This is a genomic window from Labedella gwakjiensis (genome assembly GCF_003014675.1).
Classification (GTDB): Bacteria; Actinomycetota; Actinomycetes; order Actinomycetales; family Microbacteriaceae; genus Labedella; species Labedella gwakjiensis.
The window spans coordinates 3,471,293-3,492,214 of sequence record NZ_PYAU01000001.1 but is presented as its reverse complement, the minus strand read 5'-3'; the positions used below and the strand labels follow the sequence as shown (position 1 = coordinate 3,492,214).

The window sequence follows — 20,922 nt, the reverse complement described above, 5'->3', positions numbered from 1 at the left end:
ACGTGTTCTACACCGTGTAGAAAACGTTGGACGGAGGACTCGTGGAGGACCTGCTCGACCCGCTCGCCCTGTCGAGGTGGCAGTTCGGCCTGACGACGATCTATCACTTCCTCTTCGTACCGATCACCATCGGCATGGCGAGCGTCGTCGCCGTCTACCAGACCATGTGGGTCCGCACCGGCAAGATCGTCTACCTGCAGCTGGTCCACTTCCTCGGCAAGATCTTCCTGATCAACTTCGCGATGGGCGTCGTCACGGGGATCGTGCAGGAGTTCCAGTTCGGGATGAACTGGTCCAACTATTCGCGATTCGTCGGCGACGTCTTCGGCGCTCCTCTCGCACTCGAGGGGCTCCTCGCGTTCTTCCTGGAGGCGACCTTCATCGGCCTCTGGATCTTCGGCTGGGACAAGCTGCCGCCGAAGCTCCACCTCGTGACGATCTGGGCCGTGGCCGTCGGCACGATCCTGTCGGCGTACTTCATCATCGCCGCGAACGCGTTCATGCAGAACCCCGTCGGCTACACGATCAACGAAGCGAAGGGGCGCGCAGAGCTCGTCGACATCGGAGCGGTGCTGACGAATCCGGTCGCCCTCGCCGCGTTCCCCCACACGATCCTCGCGGCGTTCATGGTGACGGCCGGCGTCATGATCGCCGTTGCGGCCTGGCACCTCAAGCGCAACCAGAACATCGAGACGATGCGACCCACCCTGAAGTTCGGTCTGTGGCTGATGGTCGGCGCCTTCGCCGGTACGGCGCTCTCCGGCGACCAGTTGAGCCTCGTGATGGTGGATACGCAGCCGATGAAGATGGCGGCGGCCGAGGCGATGTACAACACGTCGACGGGCGCCGACGCGTCCTTCTCGATCTTCACGCTCGGAACACCGGACGGCGTGCACGAGCTGTTCTCCATCCGCATCCCGTACCTGCTCTCTTTCCTGTCGACCCACACCTTCGACGGGACCGTCGAGGGCATCAACGACCTCCAGGCGCAGTACGTCCAGCTCTACGGTCCCGGCGACTACACCCCCGTCATCTGGGTCACCTACTGGGCGTTCCGCTGGATGATCGGCCTCGGCGCCGCCCACGCCCTCGTCGCCGTCGTCGGCCTCTGGCTCACCCGCAAGGGACGCACGCCGACCGCGAAGTGGGTCTGGACGATCGCCATCTGGGCCTCGCCGATGTCGCTCCTCGCCATGAGCGTCGGGTGGGTCTTCACCGAGATGGGACGTCAGCCCTGGATCGTCTTCTCCCTCATGAAGACCTCCGACGCGGTGTCGCCCAACGTCTCGGGGCTCGAGGTGCTCATCTCGATCATCGCGTTCACGATCGTCTACGGCATCCTCGCCGTCGTCGAGTTCCGGCTGATCCTGAAGACCGCGCAGAAGGGGCCGGAGCCCATCGAGCTCGAGGGGGACGACCCCGAGGACCCCGCTGCCAAGCCCATCGTCCGAGCCACCGTCTACTAGGAGACCAGCCATGGATCTGCCCACACTCTGGTTCTGGATCGTCGCAGCCCTGTTCGTCGGCTACTTCGTCCTCGACGGCTTCGACTTCGGCGTCGGCATGTCGCTGCCCTTCCTCGGGAAGGACGACACCGACCGCCGCGTGCTCATCAACACGATCGGTCCCGTCTGGGACCTCAACGAGACGTGGGTGATCGTCGCCGGAGCGGCGATCTTCGCGGCCTTCCCCGAGTGGTACGCGACGCTGTTCTCGGGGTTCTATCTCGCACTCCTGCTGATCCTGCTGGCACTCATCATCCGCGGAGTGTCGTTCGAATACCGGCACCAGCGACCGGAGCTCGCCTGGAAGCGTCGATTCGATCTGATGATCACGGTCGGATCGGCCGTTCCGGCCTTCCTCTGGGGTGTTGCGTTCGCGAACATCGTGCAGGGTGTCCCTCTCGACGCCGACCACAACTTCACCGGGACGTTCTTCTCCCTCCTGAACCCCTATGCGCTGCTCGGAGGGCTCACGACCCTGCTCCTGTTCTTCACGCACGGGGTCTACTTCGTCGCGCTCAAGACGGACGGTGAGATCCGGGCCCGCGCACGCCGGCTCGGAGTGCGCGCGAGCATCCTCACGATCATGGTCGCCGCCGGCTTCCTCGCGTGGACGGTCCTCGCCTTCGGCACGCTGCTCGGAACGGCGTTCGCCGCGGTGGCCGCCGTCGCACTCATCGGCTCGGCGATCGCGAACGGGCGCGGGCGGGAGGGGACGGCGTTCGCCCTCATGGCCGTCACGATCGCGGCAGCCGTACTCGCGCTCTTCTCCAGTCTGTTCCCCGCCGTCATGCCGGCGTCGAACGACGTGGCCAACTCCCTGACGATCGCCAACGCGTCGAGCAGCACCTACACGCTCACGATCATGTCGTGGACCGCCCTGATCTTCCTGCCCCTCGTCCTGGCCTACCAGGCGTGGACGTACTGGACCTTCCGCAAGCGGATCACGCGCGCTCACATCGACGCGGCAGCGCACTAGCCTGGGAACGTGCGCCCCCTCGATCCCCGTCTCGTGCGGTACGCATCCGCCGCACGGACCTTCCTCGCGCTCGGCGGCGTCATCGCGGTAGCACAAGCGCTCTCGGTCGTCGCGTTCGCCTGGCTCGTCACCGAAGCGGTGACGGGCGCGATCGCCGGGCGCGGCCTGGACGACCTGAGTGCCACGCTCATCGCGCTCGGTCTCGTCGTCGCGGTGCGCGCGGTCCTCGCGCTCCTGCAGGAGGCCGTGGCGGCCAGAGGGGCCGCTCTCGTCAAGTCGCAGCTCCGGTCGCGTGTGCTCGATGCGGTCACGACGCTCGGACCCGGCTGGCTCGGGGAACGGCGCTCCGCCGAGATCGCGACCGTCATCGGGCGAGGCATCGATGCTCTCGACGGCTACTTCGCACGGTACCTGCCGCAACTCCTCCTCACGGCCATCGTCACCCCGATCGTTCTGATCGCCGTCTTCTCGCAGGATCTCCTCTCAGCCGTCATCCTCGCCGTCTGCCTGCCGATCATCCCGGTATTCATGATCCTCATCGGCTGGGCGACGCAGTCCATGCAGAAGCGCCAGTGGAGCGAGCTCACCGCGCTCTCGACGGCGTTCGATGACACGATCGGCGGTCTGTCCACTCTCAAGGCTTACGGGCGCCAGCACCGACAGGTCGATCGGCTCCGCGACATCACACGACGCTTCCGTCAGCGCACGATGGCCGTGCTGCGCGTGTCCTTCCTGTCGAGCTTCGCCCTCGAGCTCGCATCGAGCCTCGCCGTCGCGCTCGTCGCGGTCACGATCGGGTTGCGGCTCGTCTCGGGAGAGATCGACCTCGTGTCTGGACTGTTCATCCTCCTGTTGGCACCGGAGTTCTTCCTGCCCATCCGCCAGGTCGGCGTCAACTACCATGCGGCCGCCGAGGGGGTCGAAGCCGCTGACCGCGTCTTCGAGATCCTCGACGACGCCCGCGCCGCGGCACCCGTCCGTGACACCGGCTCGACGCCCACGGCGGGGGAGCGCGGACTGACGTTCCGCGACGTCCGGATCGCCTACGACTCCGACTCGTCGTCCGGACGGACCGTCGTCGACGGGTTCTCGGCGGACGTCGCGCCTGGCGTGCTCACCGTCCTGTCCGGACCGAGCGGCTCGGGTAAGTCCAGTCTCGTCTCGGCCCTGCTCGGATTCGTCCCCTTCGCGGGCGCGATCCGTGCAGCGGGGCATGACGCCGTCGGCGGCGCCGCACGCGAGGCCCTCGCGTGGAGCGGTCAGGCGCCGACGCTCTTCGCCGGAACGATCGCGGAGAACGTCGCGCTCGGCGACTCGACCCCGTCGACCGACCGCGTCACCGAGGCGCTGTCGATCGCTGCTCTCGAGCATCTGGATCCGGCGACTCCGCTCGGAGAGCGCGGAACCGGACTCTCCGGCGGTCAGTCGCAGCGCGTGGCGATCGCCCGGGCGGTCTACCGCGTCCTCGACTCCGATGAGCGGGTGCTCGTCCTCGACGAGCCGAGTGCCGCGCTCGACCACGAGACCGAGGCCCGGCTCGTGGCCAACCTCGTCCGGTTCAGCCGGACGGGTCGGGCCGTGCTCGTCGTCTCTCACCGCGAGGCCTTCATCGGGCGGGCCGACGTCGTCGTCCAGCTCGCTCCGGCGGACTCCCGCGTCGTGGCGGGTGCGCCGTGAGGCGCCGCGCCGCTCGCCCCTCGCCCCGCGACGAGGTCCTGCGTCTCGCGCGACCCCGTCTCAGCGCGTCGGCGCCCGGACTCCTCACGGGACTCGCGGCCGCCGCGAGCACCGTCGCGCTGCTGGCGTGCAGCGCATGGCTCATCGTGCGGGCCTCGGAGCAGCCGCCCATCCTCTTCCTCGGTATGGCCGTCGTCGGGGTCCGCGCATTCGCGCTCTCCCGCGCGTTCTTCCGATACCTCGAACGGCTCTTCAGCCACGACGCCGCCTTCCGCTCGCTCGAGGCCGTCCGCGTCCACGTCTTCGAGCGCCTCGTGCCGCTCGCGCCGGACGGCCTCGCGCGATCGAGCAGGGGGAGCGTCCTCTCGGCAATGGTGTCCGATGTCGACGACCTGCAGGATCATCCGCTGCGGGTCGTCCAGCCTCTCGCGACGTCCCTCGGCGTCGCGGTGGTCGCGGTCGTGGTGGTGGCGACCGTGTCACCGGCGGCGGCCGTGACGCTCGCGATGTGCCTCATCGGCTTCGTCGTCGTGAGCGCGCTCGTATCGACCGTCGTCGCCTCCTCGGCCGAGCGCACGATCGCCCCGCTGCGTGCAGGGCTCGTCGGCGCCGTCGTCGAGCACATGCGCGCCCTCGACGTGCTCATCGCCTTCGGCGTCGCCGGCGATTCCCTCGACCGTCTGCGCGCCGCCGATCAGGCCCTCACCGGTGCCGTGGTGCGGCGAGCCGCCGGAGCCGCCGTGGGCGCCGCGGGCCTGAGCCTGTTCGGAGGCCTTGCGGTGGCTCTCGCGCTCCTCGTGTCGATCCCGTCGGCCTCGACCGGGGCGCTCGACGGTCCGTCGTTCGCGATCGTCGTGCTCGTGCCTCTCGCCGTCTTCGAGATCGTGTCGGCTGTTCCCCTCGCCCTCGGTGTCGCTCGCCAGGTGAATGCAGCGGCGGATCGCGTGGCGGAGGCGGCGCCAGCCGATGCCCCGGCGCACCTGCCGGCCGAGACGGGGTCGACGGATGCCCCGGCGCAGAGCGATGCACCGGCTATCGCTATTCGACGCCTCGTTGCGACCTGGCCGGACGGGACCCCGGCAGTGCGGCACGCGAATCTCGTCGTCGCCGAAGGAGAGCGGGTCTGGATCGACGGGGAGAGCGGGTCGGGGAAGACGTCGCTCGCGCACGTCCTCGTGCGATTCCTCGACCACGAGGGGGACTACATGCTGCGCGGGGTCGACGCCCGCTCCCTGCACCCCGACACGGTTCGCGAGGTCGTCGGGATCGTGGAGCAGAACCCGTTCCTCTTCGACGAGTCGATCCGCCAGAACCTCCTCTTCGCTCGCGACGACGCTGACGACGCCGAGCTCGAGGCCGTCCTCGATCGTGTCGGGCTGGGGGAGTGGCTCGCGGAACGCGGCGGGCTCGACGCCCGCGTCGGCGAACGCGGCGCCCTCGTCTCGGGCGGGCAGGCCGGTCGGATCGCCCTCGCGCGGGCGCTGTTGCGTGATTTCCCGATCGTCGTGCTCGACGAGCCGACGGCGAGCGTGGAATCGGATCTCGCCGACAGGCTGCTCCGCGACCTGCTCGACGCGAGCGCCGACCGCACGGTCATCCTCATCTCGCACGCCGACGTGCCCAGGGGACTCGCGGTCTCCCGCGCGACCATGCGCGACGGTGTCCTCGTCCCCGCGTCATCCGTCGGCGCGGGAGCGGACTCGTGACGCCGGCTCACGGTCCCGACGACTTCGAGGCGATGGCCCGACGGCTCGTCGCCGACGAGGCGAACGTCTTCTGGCTCGACGCCGGCCCGGATGCGACGGACGGGTGGAGCTACCTCGGTCGCGGGACCCGCACGCTGTCCGCTCGCGGCGGTGTCGTGCGTGTCGGCGGCGACGTCACCGGGTCCGATGTCCTCACGACGCTGTCACAACTCGTCGAGAACGCTGCGGCCTCCGATCCGGCTGCGGCCTCCGACCAGGCTGCGGCCTCCGGCGGTCCGATGTTCCGTGGAGGCTGGGTCGGCGTGCTCGGGTACGAGTACGGCGCCGGTCTCGTCGGTGTGCCGCGTTCGACCAGCGATCTTCCCGACGCCCTGTTCGTCGAGTGCGATCTGCTCTGGTCTCTCGACCATCGCACGGGCGCGGTGACGCGGATCCTCGGCGATGACACGACGCTCGCCGACATGTCGGGTCGCCCCGCGGTACCTCCGTCATCGGACGCTCCCTCCGGCGCCGGTCCGACCGTTCACTGGCGACACGATCGAGTGGGGTACATGAGCGCGATCGCCGCGAGTCTCGACGCGATCTCGCGCGGAGACGCATATCAGGTGTGCCTCACCAACGAGGCGATCGTCGAGACCCCCGCCGATCCGTTCGAGGTGTATCTGCGGCTCCGGCGGGAGAACCCGGCTCCCCACGGCTGCTTCCTGCGCATCGATGACGTGGCCGTCGCCGGTTGTTCCCCCGAGCGGTTCCTCGCGGTCTCGTCGGATGGCGCCGTCGAGACGAGACCCATCAAGGGCACGCGGAGGCGCGATCCCGATCCTCACGTGGACGCCGAGCTGGCGTCCGAGCTCCGCTCTGACGAGAAGGAACGGGCCGAGAACCTCATGATCGTCGACCTCATGCGCAACGACCTCGGTCGCGTCGCGGCGCTCGGTTCGGTCGACGTGCCGGACCTCTTCGCCGTCGAGTCGTACCCCAGCGTGCACCAGCTCGTCAGCACCGTCACGGCGCAGCTCGCTCCCGGACTCACGGGGATCGACGCTGTGCGCGCGAGCTTCCCCGCCGGGTCGATGACGGGAGCGCCGAAGCATCGTGCGATGTCCCTCCTGCACGACCTCGAGGGCGGTCCGCGTGGCCTCTACGCCGGCGCGATCGGCTGGTTCGGAGCGGACGGAGCCGTCGACCTGGCGATGGTGATCCGCTCGATCGTCTTCGCAGACGGTATGGCGCGGATCGGCACGGGTGGAGGCATCACGGCCCTCTCCGATCCCTCGCGAGAAGTGGACGAGACTCTGCTCAAGGCGCGCCCCCTGCTCGCCGCCCTCGGCGCCCCCGCCACACTGCCCGACCCCTCCGCCTGAACCGGTAACGTAGAGGATCGGGTCCGACGGCCCTGCCCGTCGAATCCCCGATCTCCCCGCAACGAATGAGAGTTCCGTGACCGACGCCCCGACCGTCCCCGCCGCACCGACGTACGACCCCACCGCCATCCAGGCGAAGTGGCTTCCGGTGTGGGAGAAGCTCCGCCCGTTCGCGACGGACGACACCACGGACACCCGCCCGCGCAAGTACGTGCTGGACATGTTCCCGTACCCGTCCGGCGACCTGCACATGGGTCACGCTGAGGCCTACGCTCTCGGCGACGTCATCGCGCGCTACTGGCGTCAGCAGGGCTTCAACGTGCTGCACCCCATCGGCTGGGACGCCTTCGGTCTGCCGGCGGAGGGCGCCGCGATCAAGCGAGGCCTCGACCCGCGGCAGTGGACCTACGACAACATCGCCCAGCAGAAGGCGAGCATGCGTCGCTACGCCGCGTCGTTCGACTGGGACCGCACGCTCGAGACGTGCAGCCCCGAGTACTACAAGTGGAATCAGTGGCTGTTCCTCAAGCTGCGCGAGAAGGGACTGGCCTACCGCAAGGCGAGCCTCGTCAACTGGTGCCCGTTCGATCAGACGGTGCTCGCCAACGAGCAGGTCATCGACGGCCGCTGTGAGCGCTGCGACAACATCGTCACCAAGAAGGACCTCACGCAGTGGTTCTTCGGCATCACCCAGTACGCCGACCGCCTCGTCGACGATCTGAACCAGCTCGAGGGCTCATGGCCGTCGAAGGTCCTCACGATGCAGCGCAACTGGATCGGGCGCTCGAGCGGCGCGGACGTCACCTTCGCCATCGAGGGACGGGACGAGCCCGTCACGATCTACACGACGCGACCCGACACCCTGTACGGTGCGACCTTCATGGTGGTCGCCCCGGACGCGTCGCTGGCCGCCGAACTCGTCGCCGACGGTTCAGACGAGCTCAAGGCGCGCTTCGAGACGTACCTCGGCGAGGTGAAGGCGCAGACCGACATCGAGCGGCTGTCGACCGAGAAGGAGAAGACGGGCGTCTTCCTGGAGCGCTTCGCGGTGAACCCTCTCACGGGGGAGCGCCTGCCGATCTGGGCCGCCGACTACGTGCTGTCCGACTACGGACACGGCGCGATCATGGCCGTGCCCGCGCACGACCAGCGCGACCTCGATTTCGCGAAGCGGTTCGACCTGCCGGTCCGGGTCGTCGTCGATGTCAATCAGCCCGTCACGGGCATGATCCCCGTCATCCCCGAGGGCGCGGAACTCGAGGACCTGCCGGATCTCGACCCGCTCGCCGACGGCAAGGCGCTCACCGGTCCCGGTCGTCTCATCAACTCCGGTCCGTTCAACGGTCTGAGCAAGAACAACGCGATCCGGAAGATCACGGAGGCCCTCGAGTCGTCCGGTCTCGGCGCGCCCGCCAAGAACTACCGTCTGCGCGACTGGCTGATCTCCCGCCAGCGTTACTGGGGCACACCCATCCCGATCATCCACTGCCCGGCGTGCGGCGAAGTCCCCGTACCGGAGGACCAGCTGCCCGTCGAGCTGCCGCCGACCGAGGGCCTCGACCTGCAGCCCAAGGGCACGAGTCCGCTCGGCGCGGCCGAGGACTGGATCAACGTGGACTGCCCGTCCTGCGGCGGTCCGGCGAAGCGCGACTCCGACACCATGGACACGTTCGTCGACAGCTCGTGGTACTTCCTGCGCTTCCTGAGCGTGGGGGACGACACCCAGGCGTTCGACCCCAAGGAGGCCGAGAAGTGGGCTCCCGTCGACCAGTACATCGGCGGTGTCACCCACGCGATCCTCCACCTGCTCTACTCGCGCTTCATCACGAAGGTGCTGTTCGACCTCGGCCTCGTGTCGTTCACCGAGCCCTTCAGCGCCCTGCTGAACCAGGGCATGGTGATCATGGAGGGCTCTGCGATGAGCAAGTCGCGCGGCAACATCGTGAAGCTGAGTGACCAGCTCGACGAGCACGGTGTCGACGCCGTGCGCCTCACCATGGCCTTCGCCGGACCTCCGGAGGACGACATCGACTGGGCCGACGTGTCGCCTGCGGGTTCCGCGAAGTTCCTCGCGCGCGCCTGGCGCGTGGCGCAGGACGTCACGAGCGCTCCGGACGTCGTGTGGAAGACGGGCGACGAGAAGCTCCGCCGCGTGACGCACCGGTTCCTCTCGGATGCACCTGGCCTCATCGAGTCGTTCAAGTTCAACGTCGTCGTCGCGCGCCTGATGGAGCTCGTGAACGCGACCCGCAAGGCGATCGATTCGGGTGCCGGCCCTGCCGACGCCGCCGTGCGCGAGGCTGCGGAGGTCACCGCGATCGCGCTCAACCTCTTCGCCCCGTACACGGCGGAGGAGATGTGGGAGGCGCTCGGGTACGAGCCGACCGTCGCGCTCGTGCAGTGGCGGAAGGCCGACCGCACGCTGCTCCGCGAGGAGAGCGTGACGGCTGTCGTCCAGGTCGACGGCAAGGTGCGCGACCGTCTCGAGGTGGCTCCGAACATCGACGACGCCGAGCTCGAGAAGCGGGCCAGGGAGTCCGCCGCCGTCACGAAGGCGATCGGCGATCGCGAGGTCGCGACGGTCATCGTGCGGGCGCCGAAACTCGTGAACGTCGTCACCAAGCGCTGACACGGTCGGGGGACGCGAGTTCTCGGCGCCCGGCCGGCGGCCCGTCCTGAACCGAAGGCGGATCGACCGTGCTCACGCCCCCTGGTCCGTAGCCGACCGGGCGTGAGAGGACGCGCCTCCTGGTCGATGCGGGCTTGTGGATGACAGGTTGTCCGCTGCTTCCTCGGGGCGTCGCACGCCGATCGCTCTGAGAGCCCTACCGTCGGCGTGTGATCCCCTCGACCCCACACGTCCCGATCCATGTCGCTTCCGCGGGCACGGACCGACGCTCGCGGCTCGCGGCACGAAAACGGCGGGCGAGGATCGGCGTCTCCGCCGCCGTCGTTCTCGTGCTCGTGTTCCTGGGGATCGCCGCTCTCGTCGCCGGAGCACGTTCGGCGGCCGACACGAGTCGTACGACCATCCCCGTGGATGGACCGACGACGGCGACGGCAGAGGACGATCTCGAGACGGGGGCGCCCGCAGCATCACCCGGCGTCCTCTACGTCCACGTCCTCGGCGCGGTGGCGAAGCCGGGGCTCTACACGCTCGACATGGGCGCTCGTGTCGTGGACGCGATCGCGGCGGCCGGGGGATTCTCCGCCGAGGCCGACACGGGCTCCGTCAATCTCGCGCGCACGCTGACGGACGGCGAGCAAATCGCCGTGACGAAGCCGGGTGAGGCGCCCGCGCCGGGTAGCGCCGCCGGAACCGAGGACGGTGCCGCGGACGCCCCCGTCAACCTCAACTCCGCGACCGCCGCACAACTCGAGTCGCTACCCCGCATCGGGCCGGCCCTCGCCGAACGGATCATCGCCTGGCGCACGGACAACGGTCCCTTCCGACTGGTGGACGAGCTGCTCTCGGTCCCCGGTATCGGAGATGCGATCCTCGCCGGGCTCGACGGGCTCGTGACGGTGTGAACGACCTCCGCATCGTGTCACCCGCCGTGGCGGCGTGGCTCACCGCTCTCGCCTGCACACAGAGCCGCTCCGTGCCGGTTCTCATCGGCGTCGTCCTCGGGGGCGGCGCGATCGCCCTCCTCGCTGCGGCCGCGCGGACAGGCTCGCGCCGTGGTCTCTCACGGACCCTGTCCACCGTGGCCGTGTGCCTCGCCCTCAGCGCCGCCGTGGCCACGGGTGTGTCCGCCTCATCGCACCTGCGCACTCCGGATTCGCTCGAACGCGCAGCGGATACAGCCAGCCTCCTCGATATCCGGGCCGACGTGAGCGGCTCTCCGATCGCGCTCGGTGGCGCGTCTGAACGCGTCGTCGTCGACGTGACCATCACGGGCGCCGCGTCCCGACAGGGCCGGGAGAGCGGCCTCTCCGTTCCAGCCGTCCTCTTCGTCGGCGCCGACGAGGATCTCCGGATCGGGGACACCCTGGAACTCACCGCGCGCATCCAGCAGGGGCGCACCGGAGACCGGGAGGCCTATCTCGTGACAGACGTCGGCGGCCACGTCACGCGCACACCCGCCCCACCGGTCATCGACACGGCGGCAGGTCTGCGCGCGGCCTTCGTCGATCTGGCCGGCCGGTTCCCCGGAGACGGAGGCCCTCTGCTTCCCGGACTCGCCGTCGGCGACACGAGTCTCGTCGACGACGAACTGACGGATCGGATGACCGCCGCGTCGCTCAGCCACCTCACGGCCGTATCCGGCGCGAACTGCGCTCTCGTTGTCGGGGCGGTTCTCGGGGTGCTCGCGCTCTGCGGTTCCCCGCGGTGGGTGCGCGTCGCCGGGAGTCTTCTCGCCCTGGGGGGCTTCGTCATCCTCGTGACACCCGAACCGAGCGTCGTGAGAGCCTCCATGATGGCGGCGATCGTGCTGGTCTGCGAGGGGATCGGTCGCCGCTCTCTCGGCGCATCGGTCCTCTTCTTCGCGGTGGTGGTCTGTCTGCTCATCGACCCGTGGTTGTCCCGCGAGTTCGGCTTCGCGCTCTCCGTCGCCGCGACGGCCGGCCTCCTCTTTCTGGCCGGCCCCCTGACGACCGTGCTGCAGAAGATCATGCCCCTGTGGCTCGCCGGGGCGGTCGCGCTACCCCTCGCCGCCCAGCTCGCGTGTCAACCCATCATCGTGCTGCTCGACCCGAGCGTGCCTCTGTGGGGAGTGCCCGCGAACATGCTCGCCGCCCCGGCCGCCCCCATCGTCACGATCCTCGGCATGTCGGCGTGCCTGCTCCTCCCGGTCCTCCCGGGTCTTGCGAATGTGCTCGCCGTCCTCGCCTGGCTGCCATCCCAGTGGATCGCCGGAGTGGCCGCGGCCACGGAGGCCGCCCCACTCGCTCGCCTGCCCGGCGCGCCGGGCGTCGCCGGAGTGCTCTCGGCCTCGGTGGTCCTCGTGCTGGTCGCTGTGCTGGCGGGCTCGCGATCGCCGGTGATGCGCCGATGGGTCGCGAGCGCGCTGACCGTCGCGATCTGCGGGTACCTCGCCGTCCTCGGGGGCGCACGGGTCGGCGAGCTCTGGTCCCGCCCGGACGACTGGTCGGTCGCGATGTGCGACGTCGGCCAGGGCGACGCCGTGCTCGTCCGGAGCGATGATCGCGTGGCGCTCATCGATACGGGCCCCCATCCCGATGCACTCGATCGATGCCTCGATGACCTCGGGATCGGGCGCATACAGCTCCTCGTCCTGAGCCACTTCGACGCCGACCACGTCGGCGGTGTCGACGCGGTCGCCGGTCGCGTGGACACGGTGCTCCATCAGCCGCTCAGAGAACCGGCCGATCGCGCACTGATCGCACGCGCCGTCGCCGCAGGGGCCGCGGCACACGAGGCGACGGTCGGCTCGTCGGGTGACCTCGGAGCGTTGCCCTGGCGCGTCCTCTGGCCGCCGCCCGAGCCATCGTCGTACACCGGGAACGACGGCAGCGTCGTCATCGAGTTCGGCGGCGGCGTCGACGCGCTCTTCCTCGGTGATCTCGGAGCCGACTCCGAGCTGGCACTCCTCGCAGAGGGGACCGTCGGATCCGATTACGCGATCGTGAAGTTCGCCCATCACGGCTCGGCCGATCAGTACGACCCACTGTACGAGCGGATCCGGGCGGTACTCGCGCTCATCTCGTGTGGTCTCGACAACGACTACGGTCACCCGGCGCCGAGCTCCCTCGCCCTCCTCTCTCGCGTCGGGACCGCGGTAGCACGTTCCGACCAGGACGGAACGACCCTGGTCTCCCTCCGGGCAGGCGAGCTCGAGACCTGGTCGTCGGGCCCGAGCGGGGCCCCGGAGGGGCCGAGTGGATGACGGCCGTGCGCCCTAGAATCAAGAGGTCGGAGGAGGTCGCATGGCGGAGCGTCGCGCATCGAAAGCAGGGGCGTCGAAAGCCGGCGCCAAGCCGTCGGCGAGGGTCGCGATCCCGCAGCTCGCCTGGCACGACGTCCGCCCAGCGCCGGTGGTCCTCGTCTCCGGCGCACAGGAGTTCCTCGCCTCACGGGCGATGACGGCACTGCGGGACTTTCTCCGAGCGGAGGACCCGAGTCTCGAGGTCTCCGATATCGAGGCGGACGCCTACACGTCAGGCGAACTCATCTCACTCGCGAGCCCGTCGCTCTTCGGCGAGCCACGTCTCGTGCGCGTGTTCTCCGTCGAGAAGTGCACGGACGCGTTCATCGACGAGGCCGTGCGGTACCTCGAGTCCCCGCCGGACGGCGCCACAGTCGTCCTCCGTCACGGCGGGGGAGTGCGGGGCAAGAAGCTCCTCGACGCCGTGAGGGCCGCGTCGGGCGTCGCCGTCGAAATGGTGTGCGCCGACCTCAAGAAGGACGCCGAGAAGATGGACTTCGCGTCCCGCGAGTTCCGCGTGGCGGGCCGTCGGATCGCGCCAGGCGCTCTCCGCCAGGTGGTCGCCGCGTTCTCCGATGACGTCGCCGAACTCGCCGCCGCGTGCCAGCAGCTCATCGCGGACATCGAAGGCGACATCACCGAAGAGACGGTCACGCGCTACTACGCCGGCCGGGTCGAGACGTCGTCGTTCACCGTCGCCGATGCCGCGATCGCTGGACGGACGGGCGAGGCGCTCGTCTCGCTCCGCAACGCCCTCGACTCCGGAGCCGACCCCGTGCCGATGGTCGCCGCCTTCGCGATGAAGATGCGAACGATGGCGAAGGTGAGCGGCAGTAGAGGATCGTCAGCAGCGTCCCTCGGCCTCGCACCCTGGCAGATCGACCGCGCCCGCCGCGACCTGTCGGGGTGGACGGACGCCGGACTCGGAGTCGCGATCCAGGCCATCGCCGAGGCCGACGCCAACGTCAAGGGCGGGGGGCGCGACCCGGTCTTCGCACTCGAGCAGATGATCGTCACCGTCGCGTCCCGCGGCACCGTCGTCCCCGTACCCGACGCCTTCTGACATCTCGCCGCGCCGCAACCGCCCGCGTGGTTCGTTCCCCGTGCACGGCGCGACGGCACCACGGCGCGACGGCGCGACGGCACCACGACGCGACGGCAGCTGGAAACGACGAATGCCCCGTCCGACGGACGGGGCATTCGGCACGCTGTCGACCCGAGGGTCAGCTGCGGAGCTTGTCGATCAGAGCGCGGCGACCTTGCTCGCGATGGCCGACTTGCGGTTCGCGCCCTGGTTCTTGTGGATGACGCCCTTGCTGACGGCCTTGTCGATCTTGCGACCGGCCACCTTGAGAGCGGCGACGGCCTGCTCCTTGTCGCCGGCCGTGATGGCGGTGCGCGTCGCGCGGATCGCCGTCTTGACCTCGCTCTTGACCGCCTTGTTGCGCTCCTGAGCCTTCTTGTTGGTGCCGATTCGCTTGATCTGCGACTTGATATTTGCCACGTGTACGTACGCTTTCGTCGAGGTTGTATGGAGATGCCGGGAACGAGAGAGGGTCGTGACCGGCGATTCGTGTGGTGAAACCCACACGCAAGCCAACAGGAAACGATACCAGTTCAGGCGTCGGAGGGGAAATCACGACGTGGCCCACCGCCACCCGCATCCGGGGCCGCGGCAACCGCGTCGAGGACGATACGTGTGAAGGCCTCCGGGGCCATGAGCGACACGAGGTGGCCGGCGCGAGGCACGACGATGAACGGAGCCTCCGGGCGTGCCGCTCGAAAGCGCCTCTCGTCCAACCGGAAGTGGTCGAGAGCGCCCGTCACGAACTGCACCGGCCCGTCGTATCGTCCGAGCGAGTCGATCGGGTCGGTCAGCCCCACGGCCGCGAGCGTCTCGTCCATCGCGTCGAGCGCGACGCCGCCGGCTCCGACGTCGGCGGAGGCCGTGCGTCCGACCGTGAAGCGCGCCATCGTGTCGTTGAGCCACATCCCGCGGTCCGGAAGGCGTCGGATCACGCGCGCGAGGCCGCGGTAGCCGGCGAGTCCGAGCCCCGTCGGCAGGGTGAAGCACGACGAGGCCACGAGCAGGGCAACGGACGACGGACGGCGTCCGGCGTACTCCATCGCGAGGTACCCGCCGAGCGACAGTCCCACGATCACGACGCGGCCGCCGAGCGCCGTCACGGCGTCGTCGATCGCCGAGAGGGCTCCGTCGAGCGAGAACGTCTCACCGATGCGTGCGCCGTGGGCGGGCAGGTCGACGGCCTCTGCGCGGATCCCCGCGGCCTCCACTGCCGCGAGCTGACCGCGCCACATCGATCGGGACGTCCGGATGCCGTGGACGAACAGCACGGGAGGGCGAACGCCTGCGACTCGATCCATCCGGTCATCGTAGGCGGCGACCGACGGCGACGACACCTGCTTCCCGCGTACTAGCGTGGCCCCATGCCGCAGCTCGCCTCGCACATGTCGTCCGTGCCGGAGTCCGGCATCCGCCGCCTCTTCGAGATCGCCCTGACGCTCGACGACGTCAACATCCTGGCTGTGGGCGAGCCGGACCAGCCCGTGGCCCCGCACATCGTCGCCGCCGCGACCGCGGCCTGGGAGGCGGGCGAGACCCGATACACGCCCAACGGAGGCATCGCGGACCTGCGTCGGGCGATCGTCGACAAGCTCGCGCGCGACAACGGGATGCACGTGGACGTCGAGCAGGTGTGGGTCACCGTCGGCGCGACACAGGCGCTCATGCAGGCGATGGGGTTGCTCCTCGACGCCGGCGACGAGATCCTCGTGCCCGACCCCGGCTACACGACCTTCTCCATGAACGCGCGCATGCTCCAGGCCGTCCCCGTGCCGTATCGACTGTCGCCGGAGGACGGCTTCGCCCCCGACATCGCCGAGCTCGAGACCCTGGTCACGCCGCAGACCCGGGTTCTCCTCGTCAACTCGCCGTCGAATCCGCTCGGCCGTGTCTTCTCCGCCGAGGTCCTGCAGGGCCTCGTCGACTTCGCGGCCCGGCACGATTTGTGGGTGCTGTCCGACGAGGTGTACGAGTACTTCACGTTCACCGGACGTCACGTGAGCCCGGCGACCCTCGACCACGACGGTCGGGTGTTCAGCGTGTTCTCGCTGTCGAAGACCTACGCCATGACGGGCATCCGTGTGGGCTACCTCGTGACGCCGCCCGGATTCTCCGCCGAGATGCGCACCGTGCAGGAGGCGATGATCAGCTGCGTCTCGACGCCGGCGCAACGCGCGGCGGTCGCCGCCATCACCGGGCCGCGCGAACCCGTCGATGTCGCGTCTCGGCACTACGAGGCGAATGCACTGGCCGCCTCGGCTCTCCTCACCGAGCGCGGCATCCGCTTCCTCGATCCGGAGGGGGCGTTCTACCTCTGGATCGACATGTCCCACGCGACCGGCGGCGACGTCGCCACCTGGGCCGAACGTTTCCTCCTCGAGCATCGAGTGGCGGTCGCGCCGGGCAGCGCCTTCGGACGGTCGGGGGAGGGATGGATCCGCGTCTGCCTGGCCGCCGACAGGCCCCGCCTGCTCGAGGGCCTCTCGAAACTGCCGCGACCCACCCCCGAGGGTCGCTGAGGTGATCGCACCTCGTGGCGCATCGCGTCCACGGCGATACGCTCGACGCATGACCTCCCAGCATTCTCCCTTCGCCATCGTCGGCGGGCGCGTCGTGCCCGTCTCCTCAGAACCCATCGAGAACGGCGTCGTGCTCGTCGAGAACGGACGCATCACCGCCGTCGGCACGGGACTCGACGTTCCAGAGGGCTGGGACGTCGTGGACGCGAGCGGCAAGGTCGTCCTGCCGGGCTTCATCGAATCCCACGGCCACGTGGGCATCCACGAGGAGGCGAATGGCAAGGCCGGCGACGACACGAACGAGATGACCGACCCCAACACCGCGTTCGTCCGGGCGATCGACGCCGTCAACATCGAGGACGAGGGCTTCGTCGACGCTCTGAGCGGGGGAGTCACGACGGTCGTCGTGAAGCCAGGCTCCGGCAACCCCATCGGCGGCCAGACCGTCGCCATCAAGTCGTGGGGCGGCCGCACGATCGACGAGCAGCTCGTCTCGAACTCCGTGAGCGTGAAGTCGGCGCTCGGCGAGAACCCGAAGCGTGTGTACGGCGAGAAGGGCAAGACCCCGAGCACGCGCCTCGGCGTCGCCTCGGTCATCCGGCAGGCCTTCATCGACGCCCAGGACTACGCCGAGGCACGTGCAGCCGCCGCGCGCGACGGCAAGCCGTTCTCACGCGATCTCGCGAAGGACACCCTCGTCCGTGTTCTCGACGGCGAACTCGCCTGGGACCAGCACGTCCACCGTCACGACGACATCGCCACGGCTCTCCGCCTGCAGGACGAGTTCGGCTACCGCCTCGTGATCAACCACGGAACCGAAGGGCACAAGGTCGCCGACGTGCTCGCCGAGCGCGATGTGCCCGTCATCTTCGGGCCCATGCTCACCTCGCGTTCGAAGGTGGAGCTCAAGGACCGTGCGATCGGCAACCTCGCGACGATCGCGAACGCAGGGGTCCGGGTCGCGATCACGACCGACCACCCGGTCGTCCCGATCAACTTCCTCATCCTCCAGGCGGCACTCGCGGTGAAAGAGGGTCTCGATCGCGACGTCGCCATCGAGGCGCTCACAACGAATCCCGCCTCGTTCCTGCGCCTCGACGACCGGGTCGGCTCCCTGGCGCCCGGTCTCGACGCCGACATCGTGATCTGGTCGGGCGATCCCCTCGACACGACGAGCATCGCCGAGCGCGTCTACATCGACGGGCGACTCCAGTTCGAGGTCGTCGAGGGAGTCGCCACCGTGGCCGACCGCTTCGCTCGCCGGAACGGCTGAGTCCGATGGCCGAGGGGGAGCGACGCCGCGCGGTCGTCGCGGGCGCCGCGGGATTCGTCGGAACGGCCATCGTCGCCGATCTCGCTGCTCAGGGGTACGACGTCGTGACGATCGGTCGAGTGCCGACCGGTGGAACGCACGCCTCGTGGGGCGACACCGGCGCTGTCGACGCCGCGATCGACGGCGCGTCCGTCCTGATCAACCTCGCCGGGAAGAACGTCAGCTGCCGCTACACGGCCCGTAATCGTCGCGAGATCCTGGTCTCCCGCACGGCGACGACGTCGGCGCTCGCCCGCTCCATCGCCTCGGCCGACTCACCCCCTCCGGTCTGGATCAACGCGAGCACGGCCACGATCTACCGGCACGCGATGGACCGACCGATGACGGAGTCCACAGGCGAGATCGGATCGGGGTTCTCCGTCGACGTCGCGACGGCATGGGAACGGGCGTTGTTCACGCCGGAACTCCCGGGAGTGCGCCGGGTGGCTCTCCGCATGGCGATCGTGCTGGGGGAGGGCTCGGCTCTCGCCCCTCTCCTCGGCCTCAGTCGGGTGGGCCTCGGAGGCCGCCAGTACGACGGGCGCTGGTGGGCGCCGCGCTCGAAGCGCGATGCCGGCGCCTTCCACGAGTACCAGCCGACCCACGGGCGCCAGATGTTCAGCTGGGTGCACCTCGACGACGTACTCGCCATCGTCCGACGCTCGATCGACGATCACGCGATCTCCGGCGCGATCAACGTCGCCGCCCCGAATCCGGTGGACAACGCGGAGCTCATGTCCACTCTCCGTCGGGTGCTGGGCGTGCCCTTCGGCGTTCCGCTGCGTCGCTGGATGATCGAGGTCGGAGCGATCGGGATGCGCACCGAGTCCGAACTGCTGTTGAAGAGCCGCTGGGTCGTCCCGGAGACGCTCACCGCGGCCGGCTACTCGTTCCGCCACCCGGAGCTCGAGGGCGCCGTTCGCGCGATCGTGGAGGGCCGCTCCTGAGGGGGTCACGATCGATCCGTCCGCACCGACTCCGGCACCGTGGGACAATGTGATGTCCACCGAACACCCCCTGACGTGAGGACCGCGTGAGCCCCCGAGCGACTACGGCACTCCAGCCCGCCTCCACACCCCCGGCGTCGATCCGGAACTTCTGCATCATCGCGCACATCGACCACGGCAAGTCGACGCTCGCCGACCGCATGCTCCAGATCACGGGCGTGGTGTCGGATCGTGACATGCGCGCCCAGTACCTCGACCGCATGGACATCGAGCGCGAGCGCGGCATCACCATCAAGAGCCAGGCCGTGCGCATGCCGTGGGAGCGCAACGGAGAGACCTTCGCGCTCAACATGATCGACACGCCGGGCCACGTCGACTTCACATACGAGGTCTCCCGCTCGCTCGCGGCCTGCGAGGGTGCCATCCTGCTCGTGGATGCCGCGCAGGGCATCGAGGCTCAGACCCTCGCGAACCTCTACCTCGCCCTCGAGAACGACCTCGAGATCATCCCTGTCCTCAACAAGATCGACCTGCCGGCCGCCGACCCCGACAAGTACGCGGCCGAGCTGGCCGGCCTCATCGGCGGCTCGCCCGACGACGTGCTCCGCGTCTCGGGGAAGACCGGCATGGGCGTCGAGGAGCTCCTCGACCGCGTCGTCGACCGTATCCCCAACCCGCAGGGCGACGCGAACGCTCCGGCCCGCGCGATGATCTTCGACTCCGTCTACGACACGTACCGCGGCGTCGTCACGTACGTGCGCATGATCGACGGCTCGCTGAGCCCCCGTGAGCGCATCCAGATGATGTCGACGCGCGCGATCCACGAGCTCCTCGAGATCGGCGTCTCGTCTCCCGAGCCGATCCCCACGAAGGGGCTCGGTGTCGGCGAGGTCGGCTATCTCATCACCGGCGTGAAGGACGTGCGTCAGTCGAAGGTCGGCGACACGGTCACGACCGCGTCGAAGCCCGCGACGGAAGCGCTCCCGGGCTACACCGACCCGAAGCCGATGGTCTTCTCCGGTCTGTACCCGATCGACGGCGCGGACTACCCCGACCTGCGCGAGGCCCTCGACAAGCTCAAGCTCTCCGACGCGGCCCTCAATTACGAGCCGGAGACCTCCGTGGCCCTCGGGTTCGGTTTCCGCTGCGGGTTCCTCGGTCTCCTCCACCTGGAGATCATCACCGAGCGACTCGAACGCGAGTTCGGCCTCGACCTCATCGCCACGGCGCCGTCCGTGACGTACGAGGTGACGACGGAGGACAAGAAGAAGGTCATCGTCACCAACCCGAGCGAGTTCCCCGGCGGCAAGATCCAGTCGGTGTCCGAGCCCATGGTGAAGGTCGGTGTTCTGGCCCCGAAGGACTACGTCGGCACGATCATGGAGCTGTGCCAGTCGCGACGCGGCAGCCTCCTCGGCATGGAGTACCTCGGAGAGGACCGCGTGGAGCTGCGCTACACGATGCCGCTCGGCGAGATCGTCTTCGACTTCTTCGACCACCTCAAGAGCCGCACGCAGGGCTACGCCTCGCTCGACTACGAGCCGTCGGGAGACCAGGAGGCCGACCTCGTGAAGGTCGACATCCTGCTCCAGGGCGACCAGGTCGACGCGTTCAGCGCCATCGTGCACCGCGACAAGGCCTACGCGTACGGAGTGCTCATGACGGAGCGCCTCAAGAACCTCATCCCGCGCCAGCAGTTCGAGGTGCCCATCCAGGCGGCGATCGGCGCCCGGATCATCGCGCGTGAGTCGATCAGGGCCATGCGCAAGGACGTCCTCGCCAAGTGCTACGGCGGTGACATCACCCGGAAGCGCAAGCTGCTCGAGAAGCAGAAGGAGGGCAAGAAGCGCATGAAGATGGTCGGCAAGGTCGAGGTACCCCAGGAGGCGTTCATCGCGGCGCTCTCCGGCGACACCGAGACGAAGAAGGACAAGAAGTAGA

General features: G+C 69.1%; 15 protein-coding genes. 13 read left to right on the top strand and 2 right to left on the bottom strand.

Features of this window, described 5'->3' with window-relative positions; all coding sequences use genetic code 11:
- Positions 1 to 41: 41 nt before the first annotated feature.
- The 9 genes from CLV49_RS16420 to holA all read left to right on the top strand — a co-directional run bounded on the left by CLV49_RS16420 (position 42) and on the right by holA (position 14,182).
- The gene (locus CLV49_RS16420; RefSeq protein ID WP_106564500.1) at positions 42 to 1,466 is read left to right on the top strand and encodes a cytochrome ubiquinol oxidase subunit I; all 1,425 of its coding nucleotides are present in this window, start codon (positions 42 to 44) and stop codon (positions 1,464 to 1,466) included.
- Between the two features lie 10 nt (positions 1,467 to 1,476).
- A complete protein-coding gene (gene cydB / locus CLV49_RS16415) occupies positions 1,477 to 2,481 on the top strand; it encodes a cytochrome d ubiquinol oxidase subunit II (RefSeq protein WP_106564499.1) in 1,005 nt (334 codons plus the stop codon).
- Between the two features lie 9 nt (positions 2,482 to 2,490).
- Positions 2,491 to 4,158, top strand: a complete 1,668-nt coding sequence (gene cydD, locus CLV49_RS16410; RefSeq protein WP_106564498.1) for a thiol reductant ABC exporter subunit CydD — start codon at positions 2,491 to 2,493, stop codon at positions 4,156 to 4,158.
- Positions 4,155 to 5,864 (top strand): thiol reductant ABC exporter subunit CydC, encoded by a 1,710-nt coding sequence (gene cydC, locus CLV49_RS16405; RefSeq protein ID WP_106564497.1) that lies wholly within the window; start codon positions 4,155 to 4,157, stop codon positions 5,862 to 5,864. Before cydD ends, cydC begins: the two co-directional genes overlap by 4 nt.
- A complete protein-coding gene (gene pabB, locus CLV49_RS16400) occupies positions 5,861 to 7,228 on the top strand; it encodes an aminodeoxychorismate synthase component I (RefSeq protein ID WP_106564496.1) in 1,368 nt (455 codons plus the stop codon). Before cydC ends, pabB begins: the two co-directional genes overlap by 4 nt.
- 76 nt (positions 7,229 to 7,304) lie before the next feature.
- Positions 7,305 to 9,857 carry a leucine--tRNA ligase gene (gene leuS, locus CLV49_RS16395; protein WP_208019763.1) on the top strand — a complete coding sequence of 851 codons (2,553 nt, stop codon included), beginning with the start codon at positions 7,305 to 7,307 and terminating at the stop codon, positions 9,855 to 9,857.
- 209 nt (positions 9,858 to 10,066) lie between these two features.
- Positions 10,067 to 10,759 carry a ComEA family DNA-binding protein gene (locus CLV49_RS16390; protein WP_243696524.1) on the top strand — a complete coding sequence of 231 codons (693 nt, stop codon included), beginning with the start codon at positions 10,067 to 10,069 and terminating at the stop codon, positions 10,757 to 10,759.
- A complete protein-coding gene (locus tag CLV49_RS16385) occupies positions 10,756 to 13,080 on the top strand; it encodes a ComEC/Rec2 family competence protein (RefSeq protein ID WP_106564494.1) in 2,325 nt (774 codons plus the stop codon). The genes CLV49_RS16390 and CLV49_RS16385 overlap by 4 nt, the downstream gene beginning before the upstream one ends.
- Positions 13,081 to 13,120: 40 nt before the next feature.
- On the top strand, positions 13,121 to 14,182 hold the full coding sequence (gene holA / locus CLV49_RS16380) for a DNA polymerase III subunit delta (protein ID WP_106564493.1): 1,062 nt from the start codon (positions 13,121 to 13,123) through the stop codon (positions 14,180 to 14,182).
- Between the two features lie 180 nt (positions 14,183 to 14,362).
- Here the strand turns inward: holA and rpsT are convergent, their stop codons facing one another.
- Both rpsT and CLV49_RS16370 read right to left on the bottom strand, forming a co-directional pair.
- Positions 14,363 to 14,623, bottom strand: a complete 261-nt coding sequence (rpsT, locus tag CLV49_RS16375; protein WP_106564492.1) for a 30S ribosomal protein S20 — start codon at positions 14,621 to 14,623, stop codon at positions 14,363 to 14,365.
- A gap of 113 nt (positions 14,624 to 14,736) precedes the next feature.
- Positions 14,737 to 15,504: an alpha/beta fold hydrolase gene (locus CLV49_RS16370; RefSeq protein ID WP_106564491.1), complete on the bottom strand. Its 768-nt coding sequence runs from the start codon at positions 15,502 to 15,504 to the stop codon at positions 14,737 to 14,739.
- Between the two features lie 63 nt (positions 15,505 to 15,567).
- Between CLV49_RS16370 and CLV49_RS16365 the strand changes: the two genes are divergently transcribed.
- The 4 genes from CLV49_RS16365 to lepA all read left to right on the top strand — a co-directional run bounded on the left by CLV49_RS16365 (position 15,568) and on the right by lepA (position 20,921).
- Complete coding sequence (locus tag CLV49_RS16365; protein ID WP_106564490.1) at positions 15,568 to 16,722, top strand: pyridoxal phosphate-dependent aminotransferase; 1,155 nt, start codon at positions 15,568 to 15,570, stop codon at positions 16,720 to 16,722.
- Positions 16,723 to 16,771: 49 nt separating this feature from the next.
- Positions 16,772 to 17,995, top strand: coding sequence for an amidohydrolase (locus tag CLV49_RS16360; RefSeq protein ID WP_106564489.1), 1,224 nt, complete (start codon positions 16,772 to 16,774; stop codon positions 17,993 to 17,995).
- A 5-nt stretch (positions 17,996 to 18,000) separates the two neighbouring features.
- The gene (locus CLV49_RS16355) at positions 18,001 to 18,981 is read left to right on the top strand and encodes an epimerase (protein ID WP_106564488.1); all 981 of its coding nucleotides are present in this window, start codon (positions 18,001 to 18,003) and stop codon (positions 18,979 to 18,981) included.
- 86 nt (positions 18,982 to 19,067) lie between these two features.
- On the top strand, positions 19,068 to 20,921 hold the full coding sequence (lepA, locus tag CLV49_RS16350) for a translation elongation factor 4 (protein WP_106564487.1): 1,854 nt from the start codon (positions 19,068 to 19,070) through the stop codon (positions 20,919 to 20,921).
- Position 20,922 lies beyond the last annotated feature (1 nt).

Excerpts from the sequence above, each read along its gene's own strand:
- cydB (WP_106564499.1), top strand. The coding sequence starts at position 1,477 with ATGGATCTGCCCACACTCTGGTTCTGGATCGTCGCAGCCCTGTTCGTC.
- holA (WP_106564493.1), top strand. The coding sequence starts at position 13,121 with ATGGCGGAGCGTCGCGCATCGAAAGCAGGGGCGTCGAAAGCCGGCGCC.
- CLV49_RS16370 (WP_106564491.1), bottom strand. The coding sequence starts at position 15,504 with ATGGATCGAGTCGCAGGCGTTCGCCCTCCCGTGCTGTTCGTCCACGGC.
- CLV49_RS16365 (WP_106564490.1), top strand. The coding sequence starts at position 15,568 with ATGCCGCAGCTCGCCTCGCACATGTCGTCCGTGCCGGAGTCCGGCATC.
- CLV49_RS16360 (WP_106564489.1), top strand. The coding sequence starts at position 16,772 with ATGACCTCCCAGCATTCTCCCTTCGCCATCGTCGGCGGGCGCGTCGTG.
- CLV49_RS16355 (WP_106564488.1), top strand. The coding sequence starts at position 18,001 with ATGGCCGAGGGGGAGCGACGCCGCGCGGTCGTCGCGGGCGCCGCGGGA.